Source organism: Neobacillus drentensis, assembly GCF_036962765.1.
GTDB lineage: Bacteria > Bacillota > Bacilli > Bacillales > Cytobacillaceae > Neobacillus > Neobacillus drentensis_C.
Window position 1 is genome coordinate 1 of sequence record NZ_JBALOS010000014.1, and the last position, 11,283, is coordinate 11,283.

Annotated in this window: 8 protein-coding genes and 1 riboswitch; of the genes, 5 read left to right on the plus strand and 3 right to left on the minus strand. The window is 40.7% G+C overall.

The window, feature by feature from the left end; all coding sequences use genetic code 11:
• Window positions 1–144 precede the first annotated feature (144 nt).
• Window positions 145–3,837, minus strand: coding sequence for a polysaccharide deacetylase family protein (locus tag V7137_RS02910; RefSeq protein WP_335696673.1), 3,693 nt, complete (start codon window positions 3,835–3,837; stop codon window positions 145–147).
• A 668-nt stretch (window positions 3,838–4,505) separates the two neighbouring features.
• Between V7137_RS02910 and V7137_RS02915 the strand changes: the two genes are divergently transcribed.
• From V7137_RS02915 to V7137_RS02935, 5 genes are all read left to right on the plus strand, one after another.
• Window positions 4,506–4,982, plus strand: coding sequence for a hypothetical protein (locus V7137_RS02915; RefSeq protein ID WP_335696674.1), 477 nt, complete (start codon window positions 4,506–4,508; stop codon window positions 4,980–4,982).
• A 123-nt stretch (window positions 4,983–5,105) separates the two neighbouring features.
• Window positions 5,106–5,208: riboswitch (TPP riboswitch) on the plus strand.
• Between the two features lie 110 nt (window positions 5,209–5,318).
• Window positions 5,319–6,002 (plus strand): thiaminase II, encoded by a 684-nt coding sequence (gene tenA, locus V7137_RS02920; RefSeq protein WP_335696675.1) that lies wholly within the window; start codon window positions 5,319–5,321, stop codon window positions 6,000–6,002.
• On the plus strand, window positions 6,002–6,598 hold the full coding sequence (locus tag V7137_RS02925; RefSeq protein WP_335696680.1) for an ECF transporter S component: 597 nt from the start codon (window positions 6,002–6,004) through the stop codon (window positions 6,596–6,598). The genes tenA and V7137_RS02925 overlap by 1 nt, the downstream gene beginning before the upstream one ends.
• Complete coding sequence (locus V7137_RS02930; protein ID WP_335696676.1) at window positions 6,576–8,147, plus strand: ABC transporter ATP-binding protein; 1,572 nt, start codon at window positions 6,576–6,578, stop codon at window positions 8,145–8,147. The genes V7137_RS02925 and V7137_RS02930 overlap by 23 nt, the downstream gene beginning before the upstream one ends.
• Complete coding sequence (locus V7137_RS02935) at window positions 8,144–8,881, plus strand: energy-coupling factor transporter transmembrane component T family protein (protein ID WP_335696677.1); 738 nt, start codon at window positions 8,144–8,146, stop codon at window positions 8,879–8,881. The genes V7137_RS02930 and V7137_RS02935 overlap by 4 nt, the downstream gene beginning before the upstream one ends.
• Window positions 8,882–9,010: 129 nt before the next feature.
• On the opposite strand, the gene V7137_RS02940 is transcribed toward V7137_RS02935, so the two are convergent.
• Window positions 9,011–9,400 carry a VOC family protein gene (locus V7137_RS02940; RefSeq protein ID WP_335696678.1) on the minus strand — a complete coding sequence of 130 codons (390 nt, stop codon included), beginning with the start codon at window positions 9,398–9,400 and terminating at the stop codon, window positions 9,011–9,013.
• Between the two features lie 413 nt (window positions 9,401–9,813).
• A partial coding sequence (locus tag V7137_RS02945) for a bifunctional diguanylate cyclase/phosphohydrolase (RefSeq protein WP_335696679.1) occupies window positions 9,814–11,283 on the minus strand: 1,470 nt, incomplete at its 5' end.

The window sequence follows — 11,283 nt, forward strand, 5'->3', positions numbered from 1 at the left end:
GTGTTATGAAGGACAGTTCAACAGATAGCTTAATAGATTTTGTCCTTCATCGAAAGTGCGTCTCTAAATATACTTACTAGCTACCCATTTCACCCCTTTTTTTCTGTATAAAAAAGGGTCTTCCCCATATGGGAAAGACCTACATTACATATTTTCATTCACCTTCACAATAGAGGTTTCCTGCGTTACATTCCCTTTGCGTTTTAGTTTACCCCAACCAACGGTTACTCCCTTGATTGCCGAGAAGATCGATTTTACCACCACATAAGTCATCAGTTGTTTATACAAGATTCGTTGTAAAAACAATGAACCAAGTGGTTTTGGACTTTCTTTCTCCAATCGAAACGCGTATAGAGAAGTACAGAAATCCAGCAAGTAAAAAAGAATAAATCCAATCGCCGCTTTTTCAGGATGCGGGTTAAAAAGGGCGATAATGAACAATAGATCTGCAATCGGCGAAATGGTTTGGTAAATATATTGGAAAAGCCACATATTAGGAAGGGCGATATATCCTAAAGAGTTATGTTTTTTATTGAATAAAGCCTCACGATGTTTCCATAAGCATTGTAAAGTACCATAAACCCACCGGTAACGCTGTTTTGCCAGACTTTTAATATCTTCTGGCACTTCTGTATAGGCATAAGCCTTTTCTTCAAATTCAATCGTTTTTCCCTGGCGTAAAAGAGTTAGCGTGATATCGGTATCCTCTGCCAGTGTATCCTCTTGAAAATATCCTGCTTCCTCTACATCTGTCTTTCTCCAGGCTCCGATTGCACCTGGTACAACGGTAATGCAATTGAGGGCTGCAAAGGCCCTTCTCTCTAGGTTAAAGCCTGTCACATATTCGATATGCTGCCAGTTCGTAAGGAGGTTCCCCTTATTGCCGACCTTTACATTACCTGAAACCGCAGCAACATTCTCATTTTTAAAATGGTTAACCAGCAATAAAATCGCATTTTCAGCGATGAGGGTATCAGCGTCAAGAGCAACGACGATTTCCCCGTTTGCTTCTTTAAAACCAAGATTCACCGCGGAAGACTTTCCTCCATTGGGTTTTTTGATTAATCTGACGAGTGGATGGTTTGCATACGTTTCTTGAACGACTACAGCTGTATCATCCTTTGAACCGTCATCAATAATCAGTATTTCAAAAGCTGGGTAATCGCTCGATAAAATAGAATCTACTGTTTTGCAAATGACTTTTTCTTCGTTATAGGCAGCAATCACGACACTGACAAAAGGTGTAAAGGAAGGATCAATCTCGGTTTCTTTATACCTTTTTACCTGCCTCCTCGATAGGAAAACGAAGACAGCCAGGCGCAAAATTCCTATCACGATCGCTGAGTAGAACAGAAAGCTTAAACCTAAGTGCCAGCCTTGGATGACCTTAAATACGGCCTTGTCATAGACCAAATAAGGGTTGTCCTGACTAGCAGAAGGCATAATTTGGCTTTCACTTTTTCCAATCAGATCACCAATGGTGGTAAATGTGTAACCGCGCTGTTTGAGTTCTTTAATGATAATTGGTAGGGCTTTAACCGTGTTAGAGCGGTCACCGCCAGCATCGTGCAGCAAAATAATATTTCCTTCTTGCAGCTGATTCAATACCCGCTTGACAATTTCATTACTAGAAAGTCCTTGCCAATCATTTGAGTCAATTAATTCAGCGACCGTCGTATAACCCATCTCCTGTGCTAGCCATATAGGCTCCAGTTCGTTCCTTGTGCTCGGTTCCGCATCGGCCACATACGGCGGACGGAAAAGGGTCATCGAATGACCTGTAATTTCTTGATATAAACGCTGATTTGCATTTAGCTCCATTCTCGTTTGAAATGGTGTGATGGATGCTATATTAGGATGGGTAAAGGTATGGTTGCCAATTTCATGGCCTTCTTTATACATCCTTTTAACCAGGTCTGGATGCTGCATCGCGTTCTCTCCAAGGATAAAAAAGGTCCCTTTTACATGATTCTTGTCCAAAATGTCCAATATTTGTGGTGTATAAGCTCGATCCGGACCGTCATCAAAAGAAAGGACGACTTCCTTCGTTTTAGGCTTGCCATACCGTACAACCTCAACAGGCTTTGGTAATTTAAGATAGGTTTCGGTTTGAATCATACCGTATGCATCCAATTGAATCGTTCTTTTACCTTTTTGTGATTGAGAAGCCATTTTTAAAATCTCGCCAGCACCTGTATAGTGAACAGGATTAGGACTTACCAAGGTTTTTAGGGCATGGGATGGATCGTTTATTTCCTTTGGTTTATTCAGGTAATTCCAGATCGAAGGATCTTCAGAACCGAGACGCCAAACCGCTATACCTTTTGAGCCGTGATCAATCGCTATCTTCATTTGATTATAAAATGTAGCCGCATCTAAAAACCAAACCGTATGGTTTTTTCCGTTTCTTTTGTACCGTAAATAAGGATTACCTATTTGTTTATTCCAATGAATTTGGAGGTTGGTTCCAATTCCTAAATCCATGATATCTCCGAACGTCATGGTTTTACCGGGCTGGCTGGAGTTTTCTTCCCAGTCATAACCGTAGCTTCCTAAACTCACAATCAATTTTTCAGAAGGAATATTGAGCTGGTTTAAGTTTTCTTTTACCCAATCAGATGGAGCCACAGGTCCAGGTTTACTAATCGAGTGGTGCTGGTCATATAGCATGACAAACATCCGATCAACGTTAGTTGCTAGAGCAGGATAGTTAAAACTATTATTCTTCGGTGGAACATCCATTGTGACCATGAGACCATGTGGATGAAATGCTTCATACACTTTATCCATAAAATCAGTGAAATGGTCTTTGTCATTTGGATTGATTTCTTCAAAGTCTATATTGATTCCGTCAAAGTCATTGGTTCTTACATATTCCAAGAGCTTTTTAATAAAAAGATCTTCAGCACCGGGAGTAATAAATAAGCGGTGAAGAACTTCGCCATCCCATTTATTATTATTAAAGTTATTCACTAATGGGAGAATCTTTATATTATGGGCTTTGGCCTCAGCAATAATAGACTTGTCCGTGCTGGTTTTTAAGGTAAGACCATGTGTAAGCTGCAGCCACTCCGGTACTAATGTTGTAATAGAATCGATATTCTTTTTAAAAGAAGTGTGGCTGTTTTTGTCCCAATTGACGTAAAAACCATAAACTTCTTGTTTTTTGTTCAATTGCCCGATATTTTTTGGAATAAGAGGGGAAGAATTCGTTTTTTGCACCTGCGCAGCGAGCTGTTCTTCGCTGAAGGTTTTATTAATCGGCTCGATTCCGCTCTTTGCTTCGCTATTTTTCAATTGTAGCTCAGGAAATTCTGGGTTCGTATTAAGGCTTTCAATAAAAATTGTTGATACTAAAATAATGAATACAGTAAAGCCTACACTCATTCGTTTTATAATGGACCAGCGTCTTTTGGCGGTATCAAGAAAAACATGTTCTTGATTTCCTTCCCTCTTTTTCAGCCCTAAATTGTAAAACCAGTGGAAGAAAAAATAGCAGACAAGACCAATGAATCCTCCTAGGGCCGCTGATGCCGTGGTTTGTGAAAGATGTATTTTAGATTTTAGGGTCGAAATGAACCAGAAATCTTCTAAACGACTTAAATCCAGGACGGGTAAATGATTCATCTTTGGAATAAAAATCGGAATCAAGGTTCCAAGGAATAAGGCGATGATATTCAAACGCAACAAAAGTGAAAGAACAAGCAACAATGGAAGTCTTACACTATCTAACGGTAAAAATCCCAGAAAAAAACCAAGTGTACTTGCCACTGCGCCTGAACTTCCAGTGACGGGGGAAAACAATGATCTTACAATCCATCTAAAAACTCGATTCACTTAGACTCCTCCTATAGGGTAGTATCGTTCTATTTTAATAGATTCATATTATCTTAAAAAAATTGACTGAAACGTTGAACGGAAGCGATGCTAAATGTTACCTCATATGGCGAATAGATTATTCGACAAAAATTGACTACCACCTAAAAACTTAGATAATCAATTAAAGATTCTGGGGGTAGGCTGTAAAACTCCTTTTAGTTTTTAAATGGTAATGGAGGATATTTTTTGGTTGTTCATTACTAACACATCTCAAATTACGGTCCCTTTCTGATGGATGATGGATAAAAAAGCAAGATTCTGTCTGAATGAGGGGCACATTCGGACAAGAGTAGAGGAAAAAAGCAGGCTCCTGTCCAAATATAGGTCAAATGTCACGCATCCTATGTGTAATATCTGGAAGAAATTGCTGTGTTTAAGTTTTTAATGGGATCGGAGAAGTAATAGCGCACTTCTCCTTTTTTACGTTTCGGCACAGGCCAGTTCAGCGGCCTAAGATGGGTTCCTTTTTAAAGGAGTCTTCCTATTTTCGGACACTTACAACATATTTTCCGAAACATTTGCTGGATTTTATTTGGAAATTAATTTCCATATTTTAAGTTGTGCAGGTATACTTTTTACAATAAATGTAAATTTTATATTTATTCATACCTGAGGGAGTCAATTACATGGTTGGGATTATTGTAGCTGTCATCATTATTAACGGAATTTTATTAAAGGTAAGAAAACGACTATCGAAGAGTGAAATGCTGCAGGTTTGGTTGTTTTCGAGTATGTTTCAATTGGTGTTTGATTTATTTGTCAGTTTGAAATACCAGGGGTACTGGTACTTTAACAAGGGTGTTGATTGGGAGTCGCTGCCGGTGTATTTATGTTTAGTCCCGCCTGTTAATGTCATTTTTTTAAATGTGTATCCTTTAAAAAGTTCATTCACGAAACAAATTTTATTTTTTTTAGCTTGGAACGTTGTAATCGTGATTTATGAGGTTTTGACGTTGTTACCAGAGCCTTGGGGATATTTCCATTACGGTTGGTGGAGGCTGTATCATTCGGTCATGATTAATCCTTTTCTCCTCTTAATCTTATTGGGATACTACAAGTTGATTTGTAGATTAGAACAGGAGGCGCTTTCGAAGCAAGTATAGCTGCACGAGCCCAATGAGTCTTTATTCCTGTACTTATAGTTCGTTCGGTTTATTTTTACAGCCAAGGTGTAAATTGATTGACATCATTATCCAGCGGGTGTAGAGTGAAGATTAAATTTATAGGAAGACCACTAGGGGAGCCATTTGAGGCTGAGACAAGAAGTATCTTGGACCCTTTGAACCTGATCTAGTTCATACTAGCGTAGGAAAGTGGAGTCTGTGTATGGATAGATACTATTATTCTGCCGCTCCATTTTTGGGGCGGTTTTTTCGTGTTTGAAAATTCAGTCGCTCCTTTTAGTGTCTTCCCATAAAACCAATAAGGGGGAGAAAGATATGAGTTTTTCAGCAGAACTAAGAAAAGAAGCAGATCCGATTTTTGAGGCCATTTTTGAGCATCCGTTTGTCCGAGGTATCGCGAATGGGGAGCTAAAAAAGGAACAATTGATTCATTATGTTAAACAGGACTTTGAATATTTAAATTCCTTTACTCGTATCTATGGCATCGCAGTTTCTAAGTGTGAGAATCGCGAAGATATGGCGATGTTTAATAAGCAGATTTCTTTTATTTTAAACAGTGAAACCCATCCTCATCATAATTTTTGTGAAGTAGCTGGTGTTCCCTTTGAGGGATTACAGGGATATCCGTTATCGCCCTCTGCCCTTCATTACACGCGTCATATGCTTACCGTTGCGCATGAAGGAACATTGGGAGAAATTATAGCGGTGTTATTACCGTGTCCGTGGACGTATTGGGAAATTGGGAAAAGGTTATTAACGGAAGTGAATCCCGATCCGTCTCATCCCTTTTATGAGTGGATTCATTTTTATGGAAATCGGGCCGATTCGATTACCCCGAAATTTTGTGCCCGGATTGATGAATGGGCCAAGACCGCACCAGAGCGGGAAAAGGAAAAGATGAAGGAGCATTTCATCATCAGCTGTCAGCTTGAATATATGTTTTGGGATATGGCCTATAAACTCGAAGAATGGCCTGTGAAAATGGAGGCAGTGCGATGATGACATGGAAGATGAAAGAAGTCGTTCTTGCTGTGATTTTATCGGTGGCATGCGGAGTGATCTATTTAGGCTGGTCAACGCTGTGGATTCCGATTTCGGCTCTAGTCGGGCCGGTAGGTGCAGGTTTTATGTTTGGCATTTGGGTGATTGCTAGTCCGATTGTCGCGTATATTATCCGAAAACCGGGAGCTGCGCTTATTGCAGAGGTTGCAGCGGCCGCAGTAGAGTTGTTAACCGGAAGTCATTTTGGTCTGTCGGCCCTTTTAATAGGTGTCTTTCAAGGGATTGGTTCAGAAATCGCCTTCGCAATATTCGGATATAAACGCTACAATTTATTTACCTTAATGCTATCTGGGGCTTTTGCCGCGCTTGGAAGCATGATCTATAACTTAATCGCCAACGGTTTTGGTTATTACACGAAGGAAGTATTTTTTGTTACATTAGGAATTCATGTCATAAGCGGAATGATTCTCGGTGGTTGGTTAGCGAAGGTAGTTGTGGACGCACTCGCAAAAACAGGTGTTTTAGAACAATATGAAATGATGAAGGAAAAAAGGAAAAGGGAAAACGTAAATGGAAATGTTTCTGGGATGTAAGGATCTTTCGGTTCGCTTTTATAATCGCTCTGAAAACATACTCAGTAGTATTACTTTGTCAATCAATAAAGGGGAGAAGGTATTAATACTAGGACCTAGCGGGAGTGGGAAATCTACTTTGATTTCCGCTCTTGCAGGTATTATCCCTGAGCATTTGGAGGCAGAGGTAAGTGGTGAAGTATTCTCCAGGAAAGATGCCGGAGTTATGTTTCAAGATCCTGATTCTCAATTTTGCATGCTTCATGTCGATGAAGAAATTGCATTTAGTCTCGAAAACCGATCGATTCCGCGACATGAGATGGACCCTATGATTGCGGATTTGATGGATAAAGTTGGGCTAAATGTTGATAAAAAAACCCCGATTGAAACTCTGTCCGGTGGGATGAAACAACGATTGGCGTTAGCGTGTTTACTGGCATTAGAACCAGAAGTGCTATTCTTTGATGAACCAACAGCCCAACTCGACCCTGCTGGCAGGAAGGAGATCTTTGGTTTATTGAATCATTTAGCCAAAACGACGAACCAGACGATGGTAGTGGTCGAACATGTACTAGACGGCTGCATCGAATGGATGGATCGAGTCATTATCCTTAATAAGCATGGATGTATTATTGGGGATGGGGGACCGAAAGAGATCCTTCAGAAATTTACGAATGAAATGAAAGCAGCGGGGATTTGGCGTCCTAAGATATTTCCAGAAACGTGGACGGAGGTTGTGCGCAATCCTTCGCACCCGCTAGCTATTAAACTATCTAATAGGATTAAAACGAAACCAATCAATGAAGGAGGAGTAATACTCCGCACTGAACAGGTTGACATTGGCTATGGAAAAAAAACGATCGCCCGCGAGATTACTATAAACATCCATCAGGGTCAGTGGATTTCCGTCGTTGGAGAAAATGGAAGCGGGAAAAGTACCTTTTTAAAAAGTCTAATCCGGTTGGTGCCGTATAAAAAAGGGAAAATTTTCTTTCAAGATAAGGAATTAAAGAAATGGCCTGACCGGGAATTATATGAAAAAGCAGGCTTTGTTTTTCAAAATCCAGAACATCAATTCATTACCAATACGGTATTTGAGGAAGTTGCCTTTGGCGGCCGGCAGCGTAATTGGCCTGAAGAGCTGATTCATACCAAAACCATGCAATTGTTAGAGGAGTTTGGATTGGAATCGTATCAAGATGCGCACCCGTTTACACTAAGTTTAGGACAAAAACGAAGGTTAAGTGTTGCGACGATGTTGTTGTTTGATCAAGCATTACTATTGCTGGATGAACCCACATTTGGTCAAGATGAAAAAACAGCAAATGAACTGATTCAGCGCTTAAAGGAGAGGCAGGCACAGGGCACCACGATTGTCATGGTAACCCACGATATGGATTTAGTCGATCGTTTTTCGGATCATGTCCTTCTCTTCAACAAGGGAAGAGTGACCTATCAGGGGAGCCCGTATGGATTATTTTCTGATCCCAGTCTGTGCCGTGAAAGTGCGTTAATTCCGCCGCTCCATTATCAGTTGCTTCATGAACGTATGGAGGGGGTTTTGGTATGAAGGCTAACGATTCTTTCCTGGCTACCCTCAATCCTTCGTGTAAGCTGTTATCTCACTTGATCGTGATGTTTCTTTTAATGACGATTTCCAATCCAAAGGTGACTTTTTGGATCTGGTTCCTGGCTGTTTTAATTGGAACTCTTATAGGAGGATGGAGGATTTCCTACCTTTTAAAAAGGCTTCTGCCGTATGTAGGTTTTTTTATTCTGATATTTTGGATGATGGCCGCTTTTGGAGATGGAGAAGAGACGGTTTGGAAATGGGCCTGGTTCCATATTACGGTGGAGAGCATGAATCATGGCTTAACGATCGCATTACGGATGTTGGCGTTTGTCACGTATGGATTGTTATTCACATCCACCACCGACATCACTTTGTTTATCATGAGTTTAATTCATCAATGTAAACTTTCACCAAAATGGGCGTACGGGCTATTAGCGGGGTTCCGCTTTATCCCACTCTTCCAATCGGAACTCACTCAAATGAAGATAGCTCATAAAGTCAGAGGTTACAAGCAAAAAAATGGGTGGAAAGCTTTTATGAGGTACTCTTTGCCACTGTTTACTCAAGGAATAAGAAAATCAGAACGAATTGCTATAGCAATGGAAGCGCGTGGATTTACGGGTACAAGGGAGAGATCTTATTATCAAACACCTAAAATAGTAGCGAAAGACTTGGTTTATTTACTTTCTTTGTTGATGGTGGTAGTGGGGATTATTATTTTTGTTGAATAAATATGGGGAGAAGTGTTTTAGGCACTTCTCCTCTATCTATTTCAGCTGTTCACAAAAAGGGTAGGGGCACAAGGTCTAGTTCAGCGGCTAACCAGGGTTCCTTTTTAAAAAAGGAGATTTTTCGCTTTGTTACAGGTCTTTTTGGTCGACGTTTAGTTCGATTAGGTTCCCATCGGGGTCGGCACAGAAGATTTGGGCAAAGCCGCTTGCGCCATTGGGTTTTTCTAATAGTTCGATATCCTTACTTTTCAACCATTTCAGGGTAGCGTGGTAATCTTTCACGCGGAGGGCATAATGACCTTCGCGGCTGCTCAGGCGCTTGTCTTGGCGAATGGTCTGTGATGTAGGGAGGACGATGAGATGGAGCTGTTGTCCTCCGACTTCATACCAGGCACCAGGAAAATCAAAATTCGGGCGTTCGATTTCTTTTAGACCTAGGATGTTGCTGTAAAAGTGTTTGGCTTGTTCTAAATCAGTAACCGTAAGGCTAACGTGGTGGAGGCATTCATACTGAATCACGCTGTCCACTCCTTTATTTATTTTTTTACATCATAACATAGATTTAGGGTGGATCGGTGGATCGGTGCCCGCTGCTCAAGAACCGGCCGAAAAAGAGTTTACTAGGTTTCGAGGAGAGTTTTGTCCATCGGAAGGGAGCCGAAGGACATTTTTCTGGTTAGTAAGGGGAGTTTTGTCTATCGGAGAACGTCTCCAGCCCACAACCCCCGTCACCTTTCCGCCAACCCTCTTTTAAGTTACCTTTTTTGAGTTGATTGGGCTTGGATATCGGTATTTTCCAGGTCTGTGGTTTGTGTCTTCCGCCAAACTGTATTAGGCGCGGACTTCCTATGATCATATTAGCTACTTCCCATCATTCCACACCCTACAATAAGCAAAAAAGCCAGGCGTTTAGCCTGGCTCAGGTCATTTTCCTAAAATGCGGTAGTTGCGGCGACCTCATTCTTCCATTCTTCCCCGGTGTTATCATACTCCATGATCATGGCGATAAACGGTTCGATGAATTGAGGGTCGAATTGTTTTCCAGAGCAGTGGCGCAATTCAGCTATGCCTTCTTGGAAGGTTTTTGTTTTTTGATAAGGCCGCTCTGTTGTCATTGCGTCAAAGGAATCGATCACACAGAGAATTCGAGCTAGTTTTGGGATCGATTTTCCGGCTAACCCATATGGATAGCCGTTTCCATCATACCGTTCGTGGTGGAGTTCTACGAGAGGAATCAGATCTTCTAATTTCTTATTCGTTGAAATGATATCCTTACCAAAGGTTACGTGCTTTTTCATTATTTCCCATTCATGAGGCTCGAGCTTTCCTTTTTTATTTAATATCTCGCGTGGGATTTCAATTTTTCCAATGTCATGGACAAGTGCTCCGAGAATCAGCGTTTTTCGTTCATGGACACTTAAGTTCAACACCCGTGAGAAATCCACCGCATATTGGTAGACACGTTTGCTATGGCGATAGGTATAAACATCCTTAGAGAGGAAGATTTTTAACTGAAACTCTGATTCCTCCAACTCTTTTTCAAGGGAAAGAGATTGTTGTACGGAGTATTCTGAAAGCCCATTATAAATTTGAACAAGATTTTTCCCTTGGTTTTTGGCTGCATACATGGCTTGGTCCGCTTTGTTGAGAAGTTCAGAAATATTGTAGGTCTCTTTTTCACATTCGGCAATCCCAGATGAAAAGGACAAGCAGCCATAAGGGAGACCTTCGACCCCTTTATAGTAGGTGTCATTTACCTTCTTCCGCAATTCATTCATGAACGAATAAGCGGTCTTGCGGTTAGTATTGGGCATGATGATTGAAAACTCTTCGCCGCCATAGCGGGCAACGATAAAGTTTGCCGCATCAGAACTGGTTTTCAACAGGGCACCAAATTCTTGAAGGAGATGGTCCCCTTGAATATGACCGTAGAGATCGTTGTATTTTTTAAAATCATCAATGTCGAGGATGACCACACATAATGGCTGATCATTTTCCTTTGCGGCCGTTACTTCTTTTTCCAAGATTTCTTTGAAGTACCCGTGGTTGTTAAGGCCAGTCAGGAAATCTTTGTTAGCCTTTTCAGAAATCTCTTTAAATAAGTTAAAATGCTGTTTAAATGCTAAAGACAATAGAAAGGCAATACAGGTGAAAAGAGAAAGACCCAATGTTTCTTCCTTATTCATTAAAATGACAAGTACTAATGAAAGCATAAGTGTACTAAAATAAGTGGCAATGGTCTCTTTTATAATATCCTTAAAGACATTGACTAAGCTTTCTGCCTCAGCAAGAATAAAATAGATTCCAATAAGCAGTACATTTATTGCAAAATAGATGCTTAACGATAATAAATAGGGTATCAAGTTATTTATGTGGATGCTTCCAATTTCACCACCTGTAAG

What these genes read in the sequence shown, in the direction of transcription:
- V7137_RS02915 (WP_335696674.1), top strand. Translation starts at nt 4,506, where the DNA reads ATGGTTGGGATTATTGTAGCTGTCATCATTATTAACGGAATTTTATTA.
- V7137_RS02930 (WP_335696676.1), top strand. Translation starts at nt 6,576, where the DNA reads ATGGAAATGTTTCTGGGATGTAAGGATCTTTCGGTTCGCTTTTATAAT.
- V7137_RS02935 (WP_335696677.1), top strand. Translation starts at nt 8,144, where the DNA reads ATGAAGGCTAACGATTCTTTCCTGGCTACCCTCAATCCTTCGTGTAAG.
- tenA (WP_335696675.1), top strand. Translation starts at nt 5,319, where the DNA reads ATGAGTTTTTCAGCAGAACTAAGAAAAGAAGCAGATCCGATTTTTGAG.
- V7137_RS02925 (WP_335696680.1), top strand. Translation starts at nt 6,002, where the DNA reads ATGACATGGAAGATGAAAGAAGTCGTTCTTGCTGTGATTTTATCGGTG.